At 61.4% G+C, this 20,226-nt stretch carries 21 protein-coding genes; 13 read left to right on the forward strand and 8 right to left on the reverse strand.

Annotated elements, in window-relative coordinates; translation table 11 throughout:
• The first annotated feature begins 40 nt into the window (after positions 1 to 40).
• Together fliK and AB4N98_RS04380 are read left to right on the forward strand one after the other, a co-directional pair.
• The gene (gene fliK, locus AB4N98_RS04375; RefSeq protein ID WP_026067378.1) at positions 41 to 1,618 is read left to right on the forward strand and encodes a flagellar hook-length control protein FliK; all 1,578 of its coding nucleotides are present in this window, start codon (positions 41 to 43) and stop codon (positions 1,616 to 1,618) included.
• Entirely contained in the window at positions 1,615 to 1,944 is a 330-nt protein-coding gene (locus AB4N98_RS04380; RefSeq protein ID WP_017529343.1) for an EscU/YscU/HrcU family type III secretion system export apparatus switch protein, read from the forward strand. The genes fliK and AB4N98_RS04380 overlap by 4 nt, the downstream gene beginning before the upstream one ends.
• A 129-nt stretch (positions 1,945 to 2,073) precedes the next feature.
• Here the strand turns inward: AB4N98_RS04380 and AB4N98_RS04385 are convergent, their stop codons facing one another.
• Positions 2,074 to 3,300 (reverse strand): molybdopterin molybdotransferase MoeA, encoded by a 1,227-nt coding sequence (locus tag AB4N98_RS04385; protein ID WP_065877958.1) that lies wholly within the window; start codon positions 3,298 to 3,300, stop codon positions 2,074 to 2,076.
• The gene (moaB, locus tag AB4N98_RS04390; protein ID WP_017529345.1) at positions 3,284 to 3,823 is read right to left on the reverse strand and encodes a molybdenum cofactor biosynthesis protein B; all 540 of its coding nucleotides are present in this window, start codon (positions 3,821 to 3,823) and stop codon (positions 3,284 to 3,286) included. Before moaB ends, AB4N98_RS04385 begins: the two co-directional genes overlap by 17 nt.
• A gap of 76 nt (positions 3,824 to 3,899) precedes the next feature.
• Here moaB and mobA point away from each other — a divergent pair, with 76 nt between their 5' ends.
• Together mobA and AB4N98_RS04400 are read left to right on the forward strand one after the other, a co-directional pair.
• The gene (gene mobA / locus AB4N98_RS04395) at positions 3,900 to 4,502 is read left to right on the forward strand and encodes a molybdenum cofactor guanylyltransferase MobA (RefSeq protein WP_017529346.1); all 603 of its coding nucleotides are present in this window, start codon (positions 3,900 to 3,902) and stop codon (positions 4,500 to 4,502) included.
• 80 nt (positions 4,503 to 4,582) lie between these two features.
• Positions 4,583 to 4,804: a YgdI/YgdR family lipoprotein gene (locus tag AB4N98_RS04400; protein ID WP_065877956.1), complete on the forward strand. Its 222-nt coding sequence runs from the start codon at positions 4,583 to 4,585 to the stop codon at positions 4,802 to 4,804.
• A gap of 54 nt (positions 4,805 to 4,858) precedes the next feature.
• On the opposite strand, the gene AB4N98_RS04405 is transcribed toward AB4N98_RS04400, so the two are convergent.
• The 3 genes from AB4N98_RS04405 to AB4N98_RS04415 all read right to left on the reverse strand — a co-directional run bounded on the left by AB4N98_RS04405 (position 4,859) and on the right by AB4N98_RS04415 (position 6,469).
• On the reverse strand, positions 4,859 to 5,749 hold the full coding sequence (locus AB4N98_RS04405; protein ID WP_065878058.1) for a pseudouridine synthase: 891 nt from the start codon (positions 5,747 to 5,749) through the stop codon (positions 4,859 to 4,861).
• Between the two features lie 73 nt (positions 5,750 to 5,822).
• Positions 5,823 to 6,158: a hypothetical protein gene (locus tag AB4N98_RS04410; RefSeq protein ID WP_017529348.1), complete on the reverse strand. Its 336-nt coding sequence runs from the start codon at positions 6,156 to 6,158 to the stop codon at positions 5,823 to 5,825.
• 74 nt (positions 6,159 to 6,232) lie between these two features.
• The gene (locus tag AB4N98_RS04415; protein ID WP_065877953.1) at positions 6,233 to 6,469 is read right to left on the reverse strand and encodes a glutaredoxin family protein; all 237 of its coding nucleotides are present in this window, start codon (positions 6,467 to 6,469) and stop codon (positions 6,233 to 6,235) included.
• Between the two features lie 145 nt (positions 6,470 to 6,614).
• Between AB4N98_RS04415 and AB4N98_RS04420 the strand changes: the two genes are divergently transcribed.
• The gene (locus AB4N98_RS04420) at positions 6,615 to 8,351 is read left to right on the forward strand and encodes a cation:proton antiporter (protein WP_065877951.1); all 1,737 of its coding nucleotides are present in this window, start codon (positions 6,615 to 6,617) and stop codon (positions 8,349 to 8,351) included.
• Here the strand turns inward: AB4N98_RS04420 and AB4N98_RS04425 are convergent.
• The gene (locus AB4N98_RS04425; RefSeq protein ID WP_017529351.1) at positions 8,338 to 9,546 is read right to left on the reverse strand and encodes an ammonium transporter; all 1,209 of its coding nucleotides are present in this window, start codon (positions 9,544 to 9,546) and stop codon (positions 8,338 to 8,340) included. The two genes, AB4N98_RS04420 and AB4N98_RS04425, sit on opposite strands and share 14 nt — an antisense overlap.
• A 345-nt stretch (positions 9,547 to 9,891) precedes the next feature.
• Here AB4N98_RS04425 and AB4N98_RS04430 point away from each other — a divergent pair, with 345 nt between their 5' ends.
• The 8 genes from AB4N98_RS04430 to AB4N98_RS04465 all read left to right on the forward strand — a co-directional run bounded on the left by AB4N98_RS04430 (position 9,892) and on the right by AB4N98_RS04465 (position 18,677).
• Positions 9,892 to 10,206 (forward strand): ElaB/YgaM/YqjD family protein, encoded by a 315-nt coding sequence (locus AB4N98_RS04430; RefSeq protein ID WP_017529352.1) that lies wholly within the window; start codon positions 9,892 to 9,894, stop codon positions 10,204 to 10,206.
• A gap of 4 nt (positions 10,207 to 10,210) precedes the next feature.
• Positions 10,211 to 10,600, forward strand: a complete 390-nt coding sequence (locus AB4N98_RS04435; RefSeq protein WP_017529353.1) for a phage holin family protein — start codon at positions 10,211 to 10,213, stop codon at positions 10,598 to 10,600.
• Positions 10,597 to 10,938 (forward strand): hypothetical protein, encoded by a 342-nt coding sequence (locus tag AB4N98_RS04440; protein ID WP_017529354.1) that lies wholly within the window; start codon positions 10,597 to 10,599, stop codon positions 10,936 to 10,938. The genes AB4N98_RS04435 and AB4N98_RS04440 overlap by 4 nt, the downstream gene beginning before the upstream one ends.
• Positions 10,939 to 11,031: 93 nt before the next feature.
• Positions 11,032 to 12,195, forward strand: a complete 1,164-nt coding sequence (locus AB4N98_RS04445) for an EAL domain-containing protein (RefSeq protein ID WP_065877948.1) — start codon at positions 11,032 to 11,034, stop codon at positions 12,193 to 12,195.
• 71 nt (positions 12,196 to 12,266) lie between these two features.
• Positions 12,267 to 13,598: a deoxyguanosinetriphosphate triphosphohydrolase gene (locus AB4N98_RS04450; RefSeq protein WP_460149270.1), complete on the forward strand. Its 1,332-nt coding sequence runs from the start codon at positions 12,267 to 12,269 to the stop codon at positions 13,596 to 13,598.
• Between the two features lie 167 nt (positions 13,599 to 13,765).
• Positions 13,766 to 14,161, forward strand: coding sequence for a response regulator (locus tag AB4N98_RS04455; RefSeq protein ID WP_065877946.1), 396 nt, complete (start codon positions 13,766 to 13,768; stop codon positions 14,159 to 14,161).
• Positions 14,162 to 14,415: 254 nt separating this feature from the next.
• The gene (locus AB4N98_RS04460; protein ID WP_017529358.1) at positions 14,416 to 15,033 is read left to right on the forward strand and encodes a response regulator transcription factor; all 618 of its coding nucleotides are present in this window, start codon (positions 14,416 to 14,418) and stop codon (positions 15,031 to 15,033) included.
• A gap of 8 nt (positions 15,034 to 15,041) precedes the next feature.
• Complete coding sequence (locus AB4N98_RS04465; protein ID WP_460069064.1) at positions 15,042 to 18,677, forward strand: transporter substrate-binding domain-containing protein; 3,636 nt, start codon at positions 15,042 to 15,044, stop codon at positions 18,675 to 18,677.
• Between the two features lie 32 nt (positions 18,678 to 18,709).
• Here AB4N98_RS04465 and AB4N98_RS04470 read toward each other — a convergent pair whose 3' ends face one another.
• On the reverse strand, positions 18,710 to 19,192 hold the full coding sequence (locus AB4N98_RS04470) for a GAF domain-containing protein (protein WP_017529360.1): 483 nt from the start codon (positions 19,190 to 19,192) through the stop codon (positions 18,710 to 18,712).
• Complete coding sequence (locus AB4N98_RS04475; protein WP_065876587.1) at positions 19,189 to 20,079, reverse strand: ATP-binding protein; 891 nt, start codon at positions 20,077 to 20,079, stop codon at positions 19,189 to 19,191. The genes AB4N98_RS04470 and AB4N98_RS04475 overlap by 4 nt, the downstream gene beginning before the upstream one ends.
• Between the last annotated feature and the right edge of the window lie 147 nt (positions 20,080 to 20,226).

Here is a 20,226-nt window from a genome sequence, read left to right on the forward strand (position 1 = left end):
CTACGCTAAAGAGGGCTATTTCCCAGAGACGATGCGCACGATGACCGGCGAGATCAACCTTCCTACGCTTGCTCCCCCTCCCGCCGCCGGGCAAAGCCCCGCGCCTGCACCGGGAGCCTTGCTCAAACTGCTGGAGCCGCAGATCGGTTTGATCGATCCGGGGAAAACCGCGAACGCCGAAGTCATCGCCCTTAAACAAGGCGGCGAAGCCTTTCAGTTATTGCTCAAATTGACCCTTGAGGGCGGCCGCCAGACCCTGGTACAGGCCAGCAGTGCCCAACCGTTGCCGCTGGGCAGCAATGTGGCCGTGAGCCAGACGCCAGCGGGCAACCTGACCCTCAGTTTGCAGCAGGCCTTAAGCGCCAATGTGGCGGCCCTGACCCGCATCGACATCGACCGGATGCCGATGGGCACGTTGTTGCAAGCCAAGGTGCTGACCACTCAGATGCTGCCCCAGGGCACCACGCAGCCGGCGATCTACCGCTCGCTGGTGACCGTGCTCAACAACGCCCTGGCGGGTGCGACGCTGACCGTGGAAAGCCCCCAGCCCTTGCGCGTGGGTAGCCTGCTCAGCGCCGTGGTGCAGGACGCGCAAACCTTGAGCTTTGTGCCGCTGAGCGGGCTCAAGGATCAATTGGCCGTCGCGCAACAGCTGGCTACCCAGCAGAGTCGCCAAGGCTCGCTGGATGCAGTGTTCACGGCCTTGCAGAACCTGCCGCGCGGCGACAGCACCTCGGCCGACCTGCGCGCCGCGGCGGATCGTTTGCTCGCCGCCCTGCCCGACCTGGCACAGGTGAGCAACCCCAAGGTGCTGGCCCAGGTGATCCAGAACAGCGGCGCGTTTCTGGAAGCCAAGTTACTCGCCGGGCAAAACCCCCAGGTACCGCCGCTGGATATGAAAGGCGCGCTGCTGCGCCTGGTCGCCGATCTGCTGCCCGCCCTGCCCACCGCCACCAACCTGAACGCCATCCTCGCCGCCAACACCCTGGCCCAGGTCATGCCGAATTTCGTGCGCAGCCCGCTCAACACCCTCGGCCAGGTCAGCGCCCGGCAGGCACCGATGGGCTTCCCGCTGCCGGAGCGGCTCATGGCCAAACTGGAAGGCGAAGGCGACCTGGAAAACCTGCTGCGCCTGGCCGCCGGCGCGATTTCCCGCCTGCAAAGCCATCAACTGTCGAGCCTGGAACAAACCGGCACCACCGCCGATGGCCGCCTGCAGACCACCTGGCAGTTGGAAATCCCCATGCGCACCCTGCAGGACATCGTGCCGCTGCAGGTCAAATTCCAGCGCGAAGAACCGGCGCAGGAGAAGGAACAGCCGGAACGCAAGGCGAATAAAGAGGCCAAGCAGATGCTCTGGCGCGTCGAACTGGCCTTCGACATGGAGCCGCTGGGGCCGTTGCAGGTGCAGGCGCAACTGAGCCAGGGCAAGCTGTCCAGCCAGCTCTGGGCAACGCGGCCGTTCACGGCGAGTTTGATCGAAAGCCATTTGGGCAGCCTGCGCGAGCGCCTGGTGACATCGGGCATCAACGTCGGCGACCTGGATTGCCACCTGGGTACCCCGCCACGCGGGCCGAAGACCGGACTGGAGCAACGCTGGGTGGATGAAACCGCATGAAGAACACCGAATCACCACGCCAGGCGATTGCCCTCAAATACGACGGCCAGCAGGCCCCCACCCTCACCGCCAAAGGCGACGATGCCCTGGCCGAAGCGATCCTCAAGCTGGCGCGGGAAAATGAAGTGCCGATCTATGAAAACGCCGAGCTGGTAAAACTGCTGGCGCGCATGGAACTGGGCGACAGCATTCCCGAGGAGCTGTACCGCACGATTGCCGAGATCATCGCGTTTGCCTGGACGTTAAAGGGCAAGTTCCCGGTAGGGTATGACCCGGATGCGGGGCCGGTGGAGCGGGATGTGACGGAGCGCGGCGACGATTACTGAATAGCCATAGGCACGCACACGTCCAAAATGTCGGAGGGGGCTGGCTCCCGATAGCGGTGGGTCAGCTACGGATGTATGGCTGAGCCCCTGCTATCGGGAGCAAGCCCCCTCCCACAGTTGGATTTGTGTTCAGTTCAGGACTTCACTCAGGGGAATGAAATTGACTCGATCGCCGACCTTGAGCGTCGTCCCTTCCACCACTTCCACAAACCCCTCGGCCCACGCCGCGCTGCGCAGCACGCCGGAGCTTTGGTTGCGGTAGATGATCGCCTGGCCCTGCTCGATACGCCCGCGCAGATACTCGCGGCGATTGCCCGGCTTGGGCCACTCAAAGCCCACCGGCACCTCCAAGCGCAACGGTTCCACGTCGGCCACGCCTTGGCGCCGCAGGATGTAAGGCCGCGCCAGCAATGCGAAGGTCACCAGGGTCGAGGCCGGATTACCCGGCAGGCCGATCACCGGCACACCACGGAAATGGCCGACGGTCAGCGGCTTGCCCGGTTTGATCGCCAGCTTCCACAGCGCCAACTCGCCCTCTTCGCGCAGGGCGACACCGAGGAAATCCGCTTCGCCCACCGACACGCCGCCAGTGGACAGGATCAGGTCGACGCTGCCCAGGCTCGCCAACCGTGTACGGGTCTGTTCGAGGTCATCCGGCAGGATCCCGGCGTCGAGCACTTCGCAGCCCATGCGTGCCAACCAACTGCACAGCACGCGGCGGTTGCTGTTGTAGATCTGGCCCGGGCTCAGCGGCAAACCGGGTTCGATCAGCTCATCGCCCGTGGACAACACCGCCACGCGCACGCAGCGCACCACCGCCAAGCTGTCACGGCCCAGGGAGGCGGCCAGGCCCAGTTCGATCGGGCCCAGGCGTGTACCGGCCGACAACACGCATTCGCCGACCGTGGTTTCCTGGCCCTGGGGACGAATGTTCTGATGAAGATGCAGGGGTTCGGTAAAGCTCACGCGCGCGTCGGCGTGGAGCACAGCGTTTTCCTGCATTTCGACGCAGTCGGCGCCCGCCGGCACCGGCGCGCCGGTGAAGATGCGCGCGCAGGTGCCGGGCGCCAAGGGCTCAGGCGCAGTGCCGGCGAAAATGCGCTGGCTCACCACCAGCGGCTCGCCGGTCCAGTCGGCCAGGCGCAGTGCGTAACCGTCCATGGCGCTGTTGGGCCAGGGCGGCAGGTCGAGGGTGGAGACCAGGTCCTGCGCCAAGACCCGACCATCGCATTCAGCCAGCGACAAAGCGTGCGACTCACGGATCGGCGCGGCTTCGGCCAGCGCCAGCAGCTGCTGCAGTGCGGTTTCCACCGGCATCAGAGTGCCGGTCTTGCCGGGCTTACCCACGGGATTCACAAGGCTCGGCCTGTTTCAGATGCGGCACGAAGTTGCACGGGCGATGGCGGTTATCCAGTTGCTCGGCAAGGATGCCGTCCCAGCCGGTGCGCACCGCATTGGTGGAGCCCGGCAGACAGCACACCAGCGTACCGTTGGCCAGGCCGGCCAGGGCGCGCGATTGCACGGTGGAGGTGCCGATATCGGCCACGGAGATCTGGCGGAACAGTTCGCCAAAGCCATCGACCTGTTTGTCCAGCAGGCAGCTCACGGCTTCGGGGGTGCTGTCGCGGCCGGTGAAACCGGTGCCGCCGGTGATCAGCACCACTTGCACCACGTCTTCGGCGATCCAGTGGGCTACTTGGGCGCGGATTTTGTAGAGGTCGTCCTTGAGCAGTACGCGCTCGGCCAGGTGGTGGCCGGCGGCGCTCAGGCGGTCGACGAAGACCTGGCCCGAGGTATCGGTGTCCAGGGTGCGGGTGTCGCTGACAGTCAGTACAGCAATATTCAGGGGTACGAAGGGCGCATCAGCCTTGGCTTTCATGGCACGGTCCGGTTGTCGAAGGAACAGCCCGGTGTTATATCACAGGCCCCCATTTACCTGCCGCAGCGGAACCGCCATGTCTCTTGATTCTTCGCGCCTGCCCTGTTCGATTCTGCTATTGGCCGGTGGCCGTGGCCAACGCATGGGGGGCCAGGATAAGGGCCTGGTGAAGTGGCGCGGCCAACCCCTGATCGCCCACTTGCAGCGCCTGACGCGCCCGCTGACAGACGACCTGATTATCTCGTGCAACCGCAATCACGACCGCTACGCCCCCTATGCCGATCAACTGGTGAGCGACGACAGCCCGGACTTCCTTGGCCCCCTCGCGGGCATCCGCGCCGGTTTGGCGGCGGCACGCCACTCGCGTCTGCTGGTACTGCCGTGTGATGTGCCGACTATTGACGCTGACTTACTCAACGCCCTGCGTGACACGCTGGAGCGCAACCCGCTGTGGCCGGTCATGGTGCGTCACGGCGAATTCTGGGAACCGTTGATCTGCATCATCCCGACCTACCTGCGCGCCGAGATAGAACAGGCTTGGCACGCCGGTGAGCGCAGCCCGCGCCAGATCTTCCTGCAACTGGGTGGCATCGGCGTGGAATGCGCGGCGGATGACCCACGCTTGGCCAACCTGAATACGCCTGAGCTGTTGCACCCAAGGTCCGACGTGTCAGAATGAACCTTCGCACAAGGAACTTTGATGACGTCTTACACGTCTCAAGGTCAGCACTTAAAAGTATTCTCTTGGAGACAACACCCATGACTCAACGGACCATCGCCGCTTTCATGCTTGCACTGGGCCTCGCTACCCTCGCCGGTTGCGCCTCGCCAACAGTGATCACCCTGAATGACGGTCGCGAAATCCAGGCCGTCGACACCCCGAAATACAACGAAGATTCGGGTTTCTATGAATTCGAACAACTGGACGGCAAGCGTACCCGTATCAACAAGGATCAGGTGCGTACCGTTAAAGACCTGTAAGTCTTAACGTTTGCCATCAAGGCCCGCCTCGCGCGGGCCTTGTCGTTTCCGGGGTTACCAGTCGAGCGTGATCCGGCTGCGGAAACTGCGCGTTTGACCGGTCACCGGGTCGACAAATCGCACGCCCTGGGCCAGCAGTTTGAGGGGGTTGGCGTAGTCGTCCACGGCGTCCTGGATCACCTGCGGGTAGAACGGGTCGTTGCAGATGCTCGCGCCGAGCGCGGCCATGTGCACGCGCAACTGGTGCTTCTTGCCGGTCACGGGGAACAGGCCGTAGCGCCACAGGCCGGCGTGTTTTTCCCGCACCTGCACCGCCGTTTCGGTGTTGCTGGCACCTTCGCCTTCCTGCATGCGGAAAAAGGGTTCGCCCTCCACCAGGCGGCTTTTGTGCACCAACGGGAACGTCAGCCCAGGCAGCGCCGGGGCGATGGCTTCGTAGAATTTATCGATCCGGCGTGTGGGAAACAGCTGCTGATAGGCCGAACGACTGGCTGGATTGGCCGAGAACAGCACCAACCCGGCGGTGTGCCGGTCGATGCGATGCAGCGGCACCAGCGAGGGGTTGTCCAGGCGGCGGATGAGGCGGCGCAACAGGGTTTGCTCGACATACTCACCGGCAGGCGTCACCGGCAAGAAGTGTGGTTTGTCCGCCACCACCAGGTGTTCATCGGCGTACAGGATGGTTTCCTGAACCGGTATTACCTTTTCGTTCGGCACTTCGCGGAAGTAGTAGATGCACAGCCCCTCTTTGTACGCGAGGTCCTGGCGGATCGGGCTGCCGCTGATATCCAGCACCCGACCGCGGGCGATGCGGTCCAGCCAGTGTGCGCGGCTGACGGCCGGGAAGTGTTCGCACAGGCAGTCGAGCACCGTCGCCCAACGGCCTGGAGGCAAGTACAACGTGCTGGCTTGATGCTGGGACGCGGAAAAACCGGAAGTGGACATGCCGATGCTCGAAGCCTTGAGAAAACCGGCGGGCATTATCCCGCATGAAGCGGGATTCGGCCTAGGGCGGATATCACGCCTTGGCCAATTGCGCCCGCAGGATCGGCGACGCACTGGCGGCCTCGGTGAACTCCTTGAGCCAGCGCAGTACGTCCACTGCTTCCCAGCGGCCCGGATCGTACAAGGCGTAGAGCAAGCCCTGGTAGCCCACTACGTCCAACTGCTTGTGGTAACCGGCGCGCTGGAACAACGCTTCGATCTCGGCAAAGCAGGTATTGAAATGCACCTTGTTAAACGGCGTCTTGCCTTCCGTGACCAAGCCATCGAGGCGCAGCTCGTTCACCGCATCGCGCACGACGTCGGCAGACATGCGATTGACGCTGCTTTTCAGTTGTTCAACATTCACCACGGGCGTTCCCTCTATTCAATCGCTGTACAAACATACAGTAACTTAATATTTGGAAACCCGCCATCGCATAAACCTCAGCGAAGGAAGGCGACAACCTGTTCAGTGTCGAACGGCCAGTCCAGTTCCGCGCCCGTGTCCCTGCGTCGAAGCACCGGAATTCTTAGGCCATAGGCCTCGGTCAGGTCGTCGGGGTCGGTGATGTCGACCAATTCAACGAGCAGTCCGTGTTCGACGAGCGGCATGATTTCAGCTTCAGCAATCTCACACAGATGGCAACCCAGGGTGCCGAACAGCTGGCATTCAGGAAGCATGGCGAATAGACCTGGCAGGGGACGAGTGAGCATTCTAAAGCCGCCCTGGCGCTGTGACCCACAAAAAAAATTGACCCAGATCAGCATGGCCTATAACTGATTCAGCGATTCTCGCGGCTTTTTGCCCGCTCACCCTGCAACGGAGATGCTCGTGTTTGCCAACCTGCTGATCATTCTGGCCTCCTCCCTGGTGGTGATTGCGCTGTTTCGCCGGCTGCAACTGCCTCCCGTGCTGGGCTACCTGTGTGTGGGCCTGGCCGTGGGGCCGACGGCTCTGGATTGGGTGAATGACAGCGAAGAGCTGCCCGACCTCGCGGAGTTGGGCGTGGTGTTCCTGCTGTTTTCCCTGGGTTTGGAGTTTTCCCTGACCAAGATGCTGGCCCTGCGCCGCGTCGTATTCGGCCTGGGCAGTTTGCAAGTGCTGGGTTGCGCGGTGCTGCTGGGCGGTATGTTGATGGCCTTGGGCGTGGCGCCAGGCATCGCCTTGCTGCTCGGTGCGGGGCTGGCGTTGTCGTCTACGGCCATCGTCAGCAAGGAGCTGACCAGCCTCGGGGAAATCTTCAGCAGCCATGGCCAGAATGCGATCGGCGTGCTGCTGTTCCAGGACGTGGTGGCCGTGTTGCTGCTGACCCTGGTGCCCGTGTTTGCCGGCAGCAGTGACCACGCCTGGTACTGGGCCTTGCCGCTGACCCTGGGTAAAACCGGGGTGCTGTTCGTGGGCCTGCTGCTGGCCAGTCGCTGGTTGTTACCGCGCCTGTTTCACGAAGTCGCCGCGTCCCATTCGGCCGAGCTGTTTGTGCTGTTGGCGCTGGTGATTGTGTTGTTGACCGCCTGGCTCACGCACTTGCTCGGCCTGTCTCCGGCCCTTGGTGCGTTCCTGGCCGGCATGCTGCTCGGCGAAAGCCATTATCGCCACCAGATCGAAGCGGATATCCGACCGTTTCGCGACATCCTCCTGGGGCTGTTTTTCGTCAGTATCGGCATGCTCATCGACCTGCAGTTATTCCTCAGCCACGGCCTGCTGATCCTCGGCCTGACCCTCACCTTGATGCTTATCAAGGGCGCCGTGGTCGCCGTGCTGGTCAAGCTGCGCGGCAGCGACAGTGAAACCGCCTGGCGCAGCGGCCTGGCCCTGGCCCAGGGTGGTGAGTTCTGTTTTGCGCTGATGGCGCAGATGCAGCAGAGCCAACTGATTCCGGACCAGTTCAATGGCGTGCTGCTCGCCGCGACCTTCTGCTCGATGCTGCTGACTCCGCTGTTGTTGCGCGCCGCGCCGGCGATTGCCCTGCGCCTGCACCGCAAACCCAACCAACAGGTGCAACTGGAAGCAATCACCGCGCTCAACGCGCAGTTGCACGGGCATGCGGTGATCTGCGGCTATGGCCGTGTCGGGCAGTCCATCGGGCGTTTTCTGCACCGCGAGCGGCAGGCGTTTATCGCCCTGGATGACGACCCGGAACGGGTGCAGGAGGCGGCCACCGAAGACAGCAGCGTGCATTACGGCGACTGCCGCCGAGGCGCGCTGCTCAGTGCGGTGGGCCTGGAGCGCGCGCGGTTGGTGGTGATCGCCGTGGACAACAGCGATGTCGCCCTGCTGGTGTTGAAGGAGGCACGCCGAATCAACCCCGACGTGCCGATCCTGGTGCGTACCCGCGATGACAGCCAACTGGCTGAGCTGAAAGCCGCGGGCGCCAGTGAAGTGGTGCCCGAGTTGTTGGAGTCGAGCCTGATGCTCGCCTCCCACGCCTTGATCCTGCTGGGCCTGCCGGACCAACAGGTACAGGCCCGGGTCGATGAAGTGCGGCAAACCCGCTACCGCCTGCTGCACGGTTTTTACTCCCACCCCGGCAATGACGACGAGGCGCCGATCAATCCTGACTGACCGCGCCGATCTTGTGGATCGACAGGTCCGCGCCGTAGTACTCCTGCTCCTGGCTCAGGCGCAGCCCGCTTGCGCGCTTGATCACACCGTACACCAGCAGGCCGCCGCCAAACGCCACGGCTACGCCCAGGCCGGTGCCGATCAACTGGCTGATCAGGCTCACGCCGCCCAACCCGCCCAGCGCCGTCTGGCCAAAGATGCCGCAGGCGATGCCACCCCATACGCCGCACAAACCGTGCAGCGGCCATACGCCCAGCACGTCGTCGAGCTTCCAGCGATCCTGGGCCGCAATAAAACACCACACAAACAAGCCGCCGGCGACCACACCGGTCACCAGCGCGCCCACCGGATGCATCAAGTCGGAACCGGCGCAGATCGCCACCAGCCCGGCCAGCGGACCGTTATGTAGAAAGCCTGGGTCATTGCGGCCGATCACCAGCGCGGCGACGGTGCCACCGACCATGGCCATCAACGAGTTGACCGCCACCAGCCCGCTGACGCCGCTCAGGGTCTGCGCACTCATCACGTTAAAGCCGAACCAGCCGACGATGAGGATCCACGACCCCAGCGCCAGGAACGGAATACTCGACGGTGCAAAGGCCACCAGGCGCCCTTCGCGGTAGCGCCCATTGCGCGGGCCGAGCAGCAACACCGCCGCCAGCGCCAGCCAGCCGCCCATGGCGTGCACCACCACGGAACCTGCGAAGTCATGGAAACTGGCACCAAAGGCGGCAAGCAACCAGGCTTGCAGGCCGAAATTGCCGTTCCAGACCATGCCTTCAAAGAACGGGTAGATAAACGCCACGATCAACGCAGTGGCACACAGCTGCGGGGCGAATTTTGCACGCTCGGCAATGCCTCCGGAAATAATCGCCGGGATCGCTGCGGCAAACGTCAGCAGGAAGAAGAACTTCACCAAACCGTAACCGTGGTCGGCGCTGATCACGGCCGCCGGTTGCATGAAGCTCACGCCGTACGAGATCCAATAGCCTATAAAGAAATAGGCCAGGGTGGAGATGGCGAAGTCGCTGAGGATCTTGGACAGGGCGTTGACTTGGTTTTTCTGGCGCACCGTGCCGACTTCGAGGAACGCGAAGCCGGCGTGCATGGCCAGTACCATGACCGCACCGATCAGGATAAACAGGGTGTTGGAGCTGTGGACCAGAGTGTCCACCGCGCTTTGCAAATTTTCCATGGAGGTTGGCAGGCCTGTGTTAAACACAAAAAGCACCAAAGCGGTTCGAGCCAGGGTTGCGCGCACTAAATTGGCACCGACGGCCCCGCCCCTCTGCAGAAGGCGTGAACCGCTTTAGCGCAGCGATCAACCTGAAAAGCCGTGGCCGACAGGGTTTTTCCGCGAGTTTGAGTTATTTAAGGTAAGGTTTTTGATGGCTTGAGGCCTTACCGCCCAGATTCAGCGCAGCCTTCAGGGCCTGCGCACCAAGGCAAAGCAAAAGCTGTACCAGACAATTGCACTGAACCTTCACCGATGCCGGTGACTCGAAACCACACGTACAGATCAGCCCATCACGGAGATACCATGGCCAGAAAAACAGCACAGACCGCGCAGGAAATATTGATGGCGGATTTTCAAACCCTGGTCAGTGACACCGAAAAGTTGCTGGACGACACCGCGATCCTGGCCGGTGACCAGGCCGACGAACTGCGCAGCAAGATCCATGAAAGCCTGCTCAAAGCCCGCGAAACCCTGCAACTGACCGAAGACTCCCTGCGCGAACGCGGCCAGGCAGCGGTAACCGCCACTGAAGATTACGTGCAGGCCAACCCTTGGCAGGCGGTGGGCATTGCCGCTGGCGTGGGGTTTCTGATCGGCCTGCTGGCTACAAGGCGCTAACACTATGTCTATCGACGAAAGCGGCTCGTCCACGGGCACACGTTCTACCTCACGACGCCTGGGCGCGGCCGTTCTAGGGCTGCTGCACAGCCACGTCGAATTGTTTGGCATCGAACTGCAGGAACAAAAGGCGCGTACCGTCAGCCTGCTGCTGTTTGCAGGCCTGGCGCTGGTGTTTGCCCTGCTGTTGCTGGTGGGGTTGTCGACGCTGGTAATGATTCTGGTATGGGACACCGGCTATCGCCTCACCGGGATCATCTGTCTATGCGTGTTTTATACCCTCGCCGCCGCGTTCTGCGGGGTGCGCCTGAAGGCGGCGGTGTTCGATGAATCCACGCCCTTCCACGCCACGCTCGAAGAGCTGGCCAATGATCGGGAGCGCCTGCTGCCATGAGCCTGACTGAAATCCCCCACACCACCTCCCGCCGGGAAATGCGCAAGGCGTTGATCCGCCTGCGCATGGAAATGCACCGCCAGGAAATCCGTCACGAGTCGCAACAATTGCTCGCGCCCCTGCACAAAGTCCGCGATATGCGCCACAACTGGCAGGACAGCCTGGGCATCAAGCACGCGCCGCTGTGGGGCGTGGCGGCGGTGACGCTGATGGGCTTCTTTACCGGCAAGGGCGCCAAGGGCGGCAGCCTCAGCAGCCTTACGCGCCTGGTGCGCCTGGGTGCCGGTTTGATCCCGTTGATCAAATTGGCGATGGCCAGCTCTTCGCGTAAAGCTTGAGCCCTGCTGGCTGCATTCTTGCAAACAGAATCGGCCCGGCCCTCTTGAATGAGGGCCGGGCCTTTTTTTCGCCACCTCGCTTAAGGAGGCCCCGTGATCGACGGGCAACCGCTCGCCTGCTTCCAGCCGTTTATCGATACCGCCACCGGGCGCATTGCCGGCGTCGAGGCCCTGGGCCGACTGCGCCAGCCGGACGGCCGTTTGCAATCCGTGGGCCCGCTGTTCGACGACCCGCGCACACCGGGCGTGGCGTTGCGCCGCCTCGACCGGCAGATACGCGACAACGCGCTGAGCCGCCTGCATGAAGCCCCCGACGATTGGTTCCTGAGCCTGAATATGTCGCCGCGCTGGATCAACCGCCTGCGCCCGGGCCAGGCGTTGCCGAGCCTGAAACAGATACACAGGCATGGCGTCGACCCTGCGCGCATTGTGTTCGAGATCACCGAGTTGGGCGGCGATATACAGCGCCTGGCCGACGTGGTGGCGCGCTATCGCGCGGCGGGCGCACGTATTGCCATTGACGATTTCGGCGCTGGCTACTCCCAGCTCGACCGGGTACTGGCCTTGCAACCGGACATTCTCAAGCTGGACATGCGCCTGTTCCAGGCCGCCGCCCGAGGCGGACCGAGCAGCGACGTGGTGCGGGCGCTGGCGCAGATGGCGGAAAAGACCGGTTGCTGGATCATCGCCGAAGGCGTGGAGACCGAGGCGCAACTGAGCTTCGCCCTGGAATGCGGCTCGCGGTATGTGCAGGGCTATCTGTTTGCCCAGGCGCAGTTGGACTGGTTCGCCACCGACGCCTTCGTACCGCGTTTTGCGCAACTGCGCACGGCGTATGTGCAGCAAAAACTGGCGGAGCGCGGACGCCTCATGCACCTGCGCCAGCAACTGACCGAACTGATGAAGATCCTGCAAACCTGGGCCCAAGGCCAGGCGCCGCTGGCCCTGCTGCCGCAGCTACCGGACTTCCCCTGGTTGCTGCGCTTTTATCAGTGCGACCGGCATGGAACGCAGTTGACGCCCAACTTCGAGTGGCGCCAGGACGCCTGGCAGTCCGACAGCCGCTACCTGGGCCATAACTGGTCGTGGCGCCCGTACTTCTATCACTTGCTGGCCGAAGGTTGGGAGGAACGGCGCCTGACCCTGTCCTCGACCTACCGCGACGCCACCACCAACCAGTACTGCCTCACCGCCGGACAATTCTTCGATAATGGTCAGCGCCTGCTGTTAATCGATATTGACGCCGCCGGCCTGTAGATTTTCGCTTGCCCCGCCAAGGCGGAACCGGGAAGCTGGGAGGGTCATTTACCGCCCGGAGAGTACTCGCCTTGGATTGGCCCACCCTGCTTACCCGCGAACGTCTTGGAAAACCCCTCCACAGCCCGGAAGAATTGGGCCGCAGCCCGTTTCACAAAGACCACGACCGCATTATTTTCTCCGGTGCGTTCCGCCGCCTGGGCCGCAAGACCCAAGTGCATCCGGTGTCGAGTAACGACCATATCCACACGCGCCTGACCCACTCGCTGGAAGTCAGTTGCGTAGGCCGCTCCCTGGGCATGCGCGTTGGCGAAACCCTGCGCGGCGTCTTGCCCGATTGGTGCGACCCGAGCGACCTGGGCATGGTGGTGCAATCGGCTTGCCTGGCCCATGACATCGGCAACCCACCCTTCGGGCATTCCGGCGAAGATGCCATCCGCCATTGGTTTCAACAGGCGGCGGGGCGCGGCTGGCTGGACGACATGAGCGGTGCCGAGCGCAATGACTTTCTCAACTTCGAAGGGAACGCCCAGGGCTTCCGGGTGCTGACGCAGCTTGAATATCACCAGTTCGATGGCGGCACACGGCTGACCTACGCCACCCTGGGGACTTACCTGAAATACCCCTGGACCGCTCGCCACGCCGACTCCCTGGGCTACAAAAAACACAAATTCGGCTGTTATCAGAGCGAGCTGCCGATCCTCGAACAGATCGCCCACAAACTCGGCCTGCCGCAACTCGAAGAACAACGCTGGGCCCGTCACCCGCTGGTGTATCTGATGGAGGCCGCGGATGACATCTGCTATGCCTTGATCGACCTGGAAGACGGCCTGGAAATGGACCTGTTGGACTATGCCGAAGTCGAGTCGCTGCTGCTTAACCTGGTGGGCGACGACCTGCCGCAGACTTATCGGCAACTGGGCCCACTGGACTCACGCCGCCGCAAGCTGGCGATTTTGCGCGGCAAAGCCATTGAGCACCTGACCAACGCCGCCGCGCACGCGTTCGTCGAGCAGCAGGACGCCTTGCTGGCCGGTACCCTCCCCGGCGACCTGGTGGAGCATATGCACGGCCCGGCCAAACGCTGTGTACTGGATGCCAAAGACATGGCGCGCAAGAAAATCTTCCAGGACAAGCGCAAGACCCTGCATGAAATCGGCGCCTACACCACGCTGGAGATTCTGTTGAACGCCTTTTGCGGTGCGGCGCTGGAGCAACATGGCGGACGCACGCCGTCCTTCAAGAACCGGCGCATTCTCGACCTGCTTGGCAACAATGCGCCCAACCCTGCATGGCCATTGCACACCTCGTTCCTACGCATGATCGACTTCATCGCCGGCATGACCGACAGCTATGCCACCGAGATGGCGCGAGAGATGACCGGGCGCTCCAGCCCTCAGTAACGGAATTGATCAAGCCGTCTGCCGCCTTCAAAGAATCCCCCTACACAGGGAACAGAGCGGCCTGATCGAATTCGCACAAACACCCGGAGAATAATCGCGCACGCTCCGGGCAAACGTGGATAACTGCCCTGCGTCCCCATCGACGCTTGACTCATCGTGTACTTTCTATGCCCAGTTACCCCCTTCGTATCCTGTTGGTGGAGGACCATCCCTTTCAACTGTTGGCCACCCAGTGCCTGCTTAGAAGTTTTGGCTTCGAGCAACTGACACCGGCGGAAAACGCCGAACAAGCGATCCGCTTGATGACGCTGGCCGAGGCGCCCTTCGACATCCTCCTGTGCGACCAATGCCTGCCCGACCTGCCTGGGCTTGAGTTGATAGACATCGCCAGTCGCCAACGCTTTATCAACACCGCGATCCTGCTCAGTGGCTTGCCCTTGGCAGAACTTTCCATGCTGCAAACCCAAGCCTTGGAACGAGGCCTTCCCCTGCTCGGCTACTTGCCAAAACCCTTAAACAAACATGAACTTTCATGCTTGATCCGAGCATTGAGCCCGGCCTGAATGTAGGACGTTAAACCTATTAACCCGTCGAAAACATTCCGGCTTATCTTCACCTAATCCATCGCATCAGCATTCAGCCAGCTAGTTGCAAAACACCGGAATGCCGCTTCAGAAAGCCTTAGCAACTCGTAAGTCTTCACCTTTTTTTATGTAGGACCTTTCCTGTTTTATATCTGCCCCCCTTCGTGCTCATGCTCCACACCCTCTTCTGAGCTAATGTGCCCGCTTTATTTGCACCAGCATGGAATGTGACTATGAACACCGTTTTTATTATCGATGACCATCCGGTTATAAGGCTTGCCATCCGAATGTTGTTGGAACATGAGGGCTACAAAGTAGTGGGTGAAACGGATAACGGATGCGACGCCATACAAATGGTGCGCGAATGCCTGCCGGACCTGATCATCCTCGATATCAGCATTCCAAAACTGGACGGGCTGGAAGTGCTCTGCCGATTCAACGCCATGAATGCCTCAATGAAAACGCTGGTGCTGACGGCCCAGTCGCCGACACTCTTCGCCACGCGATGCATGCGGTCGGGCGCCGATGGGTATGTGTGCAAGGAAGGCGACCTGAGCGAGCTGCTGAGCGCTATCCGTGCCGTGCTATCCGGTTACAACTACTTCCCCAGCCAGGCATTGAATGCCGCCGGCATCGACTCCAAAGAACTCGAACTGTTCAAAGCGGTCAACGATCGCGAACTAATGGTATTGCAACTTTTTGCACAAGGCCGCACCAATAAGGAAATTGCAAAAGGTATGTTCTTGAGCAACAAGACAGTAAGTACTTATAAAAAGCGGCTGATGCAGAAACTTCAAGCCAAGTCCTTGGTAGAACTTATCGAGATGGCAAAACGAAACGCGCTAGTGTGAGAAAGCGGATGCCCAGGTGTATAAAGGACTATCTGATTATATTGAGTGCCGGTTTGTGCTTCAGCACCGCTGTGCCTGCAAACACTCAAACAAGCCCGGAACACTTCAACTTGTTGAGTCGCGCAAGCGCCATACAACTGGAGCCCAATCTGGACAAGGCGCAACGCCTGTGGTTGCAGAACAAACGCGAACTACTGCTGGGGGCCGCATCACCCGACTATCCGCCCTTCGACCTCACCTCAAGCGGTCGCGACTATGAAGGCCTTACCGCCGACTACGCTGGCCTGCTGGCTCAGGCACTGGACCTTCCGGTGAAAGTGTTGCGATATCCGTCCCGTGAGGCCGCCATACGCGCCCTGGAAACAGGCGATATCGATTTGCTGGGTTCCTCCAACGGTTTTGAAGCGGCGAACCCCAACCTGACCTTGTCAGAACCCTATGCCGTGGATCAGCCGGTACTGGTCACCCGCGAGGGCGAAACCCGCAGCCTCAGTGATGGCCTGGCGCAACTGCGCCTAGCCCTGGTCTATCACTACCTGCCGCTGGACGAGGTAGAGAAGCTGTACCCAGAGGCAATCATCCGCGCCTACCCCTCCTATCAAAACGCCCTGAATGCGGTGGCATTCGACCAGGCCGACGTGTTCCTGGGCGATACCATTTCCACCCATTACCTGATCAACAAGGGCTACCTGAAAAACATCCGCATGGCCAACTTCAGCAAGCATGAAGCCTACGGTTTCAGTTTTGCCGTGCCCCAGCACCAGCGCACCCTGTTGAGCATCGTCAACGCGGTATTAATGGCCGTGCCCATCAATGAACGGGAAGCGATTGCCAAGCGCTGGAGTGCCGGCAGCGATATCTTGCTGACTGACCACAAGCTGCAACTGACCCTTCGCGAAGAGCGTTGGCTGAAGGACAACCCGGTGGTCAGGGTGATCGTCAACGAAGCCTATGCGCCGTTGACGTTCTTCGATGCCGAAGGCAATTTTCGCGGCATCACCGCCGACCTCCTGGAGCTGATTCGCCTGCGCACCGGGTTGCGCTTCGACATCCAGCGCGGCCGGGATGTGGACGCGATGATCAACCAAATCGAGGCCGGCAAAGCGGACATCATCGGCGCCATCGTTCCCAGCACCGAACGAGAAACCCAGCTGAACTTCAGTCGCCCCTATCTGGAAAACTCCTACGTGATGTTGACGCGCAAGGAGAACCAAGCTCCCACTGGCCTGGAAGAAATGGAAGGCAAACGGCTGGCGATCACCGTAGGCAGCCCGTTGGAAAAATTCCTGCGCGAGAATTTTCCGAAGATTCATCTGGTTGAAACAGGTGACTCCTTCAAGTCGACCGAACTACTGGTAAAAGGCGAGGTGGAGGGTGCGGTCAATACCCTGGTGGTCGCCAACTATTTCCTGTCATCGCGGGTGTTCCAGGACAAAACTCAAATCAGCTTCAGCATCGGGACGATGCCCGCCACTTTTGCGCTGGCGACCTCACGCAGCGCTAACGAACTCAGCTCGATTCTCGACAAGGCCCTGCTCAGCATCGCGCCGGATGAACTGGGGGTGATCAATAGTCGCTGGCGAGGCTACAGCGTCGACTCCGACAGCTACTGGCGCGATTACCACCAATTGATCGCGCGCATCATCATCGGGACCGGGCTGCTGCTGCTGACGTCCCTGATCTGGAACGCTTACATGCGCCGCCAGATCAAGCATCGGAAGATGGCCGAACGCGCGCTCAATGATCAGTTCGAGTTCATGCGCGCCCTCGTCAATGAAACCCCGCACCCGATCTATGTGCGTGACCGACAGGGCTTGCTGCAGACCTGCAATGACAGCTACCTGCAAGTGTTCGACGTCAAGCGTGAAGACGTGATCGGTAAAACCGTGACCCAGATCGGCACCGCCCAGGCGGCGGAGGCGGCGCAATATCACGCCGACTACCAGCGCGTGGTCGCCGAGGGCAACCCGCTGATCCTGGACCGAACCCTGCACATTCATGGCAAGAAGCTGACGATCTACCACTGGATCCTGCCGTACCGCGATTCCGTCGGTGAAGTCCAAGGCATCATCGGGGGCTGGATAGACATCAGCGAACGACGCCAACTATTCGATGAACTGCGCGCCGCCAAGGAGCAAGCCGATGAAGCCAATCGCGCCAAGAGTACGTTCCTCGCCACTATGAGCCATGAAATACGCACGCCGATGAACGCGGTGATCGGCATGCTCGAGCTGACTCTCAAGCGAGCCGACCAGGGCCACCTGGATCGGCCGGCCATCGAAGTGGCCTACAACTCAGCCAAGGATCTGCTGGAACTGATCGGCGATATCCTCGACATCGCGCGTATCGAGTCCGGCCGCCTGAGCCTGGCGCCGGAACGCGTCAACCTGCGCGAGGTGATCGAGTCGGTGGTGCGCGTCTTCGACGGCCTGGCCCGCCAGAAAACCCTCAGTTTGTTGCTGGAGTTCAAGCCCGACCTGGTCCATACCGAAGTGCTGATCGATCCACTGCGCTTCAAGCAGGTGCTGTCGAACCTGGTGAGCAATGCCATCAAGTTCACCGAGCGTGGCCAGGTGAAAATCAAGGTGGAGGTATTGCCCACCCAACTGCCGCAACAGGTCGAAATGAAATTGGTGGTGGAAGACACCGGCATCGGCATCAGCCGGGACGATCAGGCGCGCCTGTTCGAACCCTTTGCCCAGGCCGACAACTCCGGGCAACTGGCCAGGAGCGGTGCGGGCCTGGGGCTGGTGATCTGTCGCAGCCTGTGCGAAATGATGGGCGGCCAATTGAGCCTGAGCAGCGTGCCGATGGTGGGCACCCAAGTGCACGTCAGCCTGAAGATGACGCGCCTTCAACCTGAGCTGGCGAGCACCGAACCCAAGCCCGAGGCGACGGCGACCGCACCGGTGCTCAGTGTGCTGGTGGTGGACGATCACCCGGCGAACCGCTTGCTGATGTGCCAGCAGCTCGGTTTCCTGGGCCACCAGTTCACCGCGGCCCAGAACGGTGCGATGGGCTTCCAGGCCTGGCGCCAGGCGCACTTCGATCTGGTAATCGCCGACTGCAACATGCCGATCATGAATGGCTACGAGTTGAGCCGTTCTATCCGCGAATACGAGCAGCGCGAACAACTCACACCTTGCGTGGTGTTGGGCTTTACCGCCAATGCCCAGCCCGAAGAGAAGCAGCGCTGCGCCCAGGCGGGCATGAACGATTGCCTGTTCAAGCCCATCAGCCTCACGGCATTGGAGCGGCAATTGGCCCATATCCACCCTAAACCGGCTGGCCCGATGCTCGACCTCGGCAACTTCGATGCCCTGACCGGCGGCGACCCAGACATGCGCCGACGCTTGCTGGAGGAGCTGTTGAACAGCAGCCGGCATGACCGACAGCAATTGCTCACGCTGATGGCGCCGCCGGCCAAGCCCCAGGAGATTATCGAGCAGGCCCACAAGATCAAGGGCGCCGCCCGCATCGTTCAAGCCCGCTCATTGGCCGCGCAATGCGAAGTCATCGAGCAGGCCTGTGCGCGCGGCGATGACCCACCCTCGATCGAAGCCGCCGTGAAAACCCTGGAAAAGCTGATGTTGGAATTGGAAGAGAGGCTGCACATCCAGCTCGGGGAACTGAATGACCAATAACGGAGGGCGGTCCCAAGACCGCCCCTGCCGGATCAGCAATCGGTCAGGCGCAGGAAAATCGCCGCCAGCTGTTCAATACCCACTTGGTCCTGCGGGGTAAAGCGGGCCAGCGAAGGGCTGTCCAGGTCGAGAACGCCGATCAGTTGGCCGGCCTTCACCAACGGCACTACCAACTCACTGTTGGATGCACTGTCACAGGCGATATGCCCGGGGAACGCGTGTACATCCTCCACCCGTTGGGTTTGCCGCGACGCCGCCGCAGCCCCACACACCCCTCGCCCGAACGGAATACGGACACAGGCGATCTGGCCCTGGAACGGCCCCAGCACCAGCTCATCATTACGATTGAGATAAAAGCCGGCCCAGTTCAGATCGTCCAGCTGGTTAAACAGAAAGGCGGAAAACTGCGCGCTATTGGCGATGAAATCACGCTCATCGGCCAACAGCGACTCCAGCTGTGCGCAGAGCATGGCGTAGCCGTCCAGGCCGGTGCCGGCCTGCTGTAAATCGATCATGGTTGACGCTCCAGCAGTTTCAGGCCCACCCAATAGCGGGCGAATTGATACGCGCAACGGCCATTGCGGTTGCCGCGCCCGGTCGCCCAGCGCACGGCAAGAATGTCGAGTGCTTCATCCCGCTGCCATTGCAAACCGGCCTTGCCGGCCAGCTCACCCACCCAGTGCTCCACCACCTCCAGGAAGTGCTCTTGAGTAAAGGGATAGAACGACAGCCACAAGCCAAAACGGTCAGACAAGGCAATCTTGTCTTCCACCGCTTCGCTGGGGTGCAGTTCACCCTCCACACGCTTCCAATTGTCGTTGTCGCTCTGGTTTTCCGGCACCAGGTGGCGGCGGTTGGACGTGGCGTACAGCAGCACGTTTTCCGGCGCCTGCTCCAGGGAGCCGTCCAGCACACTCTTGAGTACGCGGTAGTCGCCTTCACCGGCCTCGAACGAAAGGTCGTCACAGAACAGAATGAACCGCTGCGGCAGCTTGAGCAGTTGCTCGACCACCCGCGGCAGGTCGGCCAGATGGTCACGCTCGATCTCGATCAGGCGCAAACCGGCCTGGGCATGCTGGGCCAGCAAGGCGCGCACCATCGACGATTTGCCGGTGCCACGCGAACCCCACAGCAACGCATGGTTGGCGGGCAGGCCATCGAGGAATTGTTGAGTATTGCGCGCCAGTGTTTCACGTTGCTTGTCCACGCCGATCAAGTCGGACAAGCGCATATCCAGGCTCACCTCCAGCGGCAACAGAAAACCGCTGCGGCCTTCGCGCTGCCAGCGGGCGGCGAGGCACTGGTTCCAGTCGATGGTTTGCCGTGGCGCGGGCAATAAGGGTTCCAGGCGGGCGAGCACGGCGTCAGCGCGCTCAAGAAAGGCATTCAATCGAGAATCCACAATTATTCCTCTGGCAACTTCCTGCAAAAGATGGCGTATTGGCAACCCTGCGACAGGCCGTACAGGGCTGCGTAAAGAACGATTCATGCCGGGCAGCAAACGCTTGTGGATGTTCAGCTATGCTTGCCGGGCGAAGGGAAACGTAAC

The organism is Pseudomonas sp. S3_E10 (assembly GCF_054667615.1).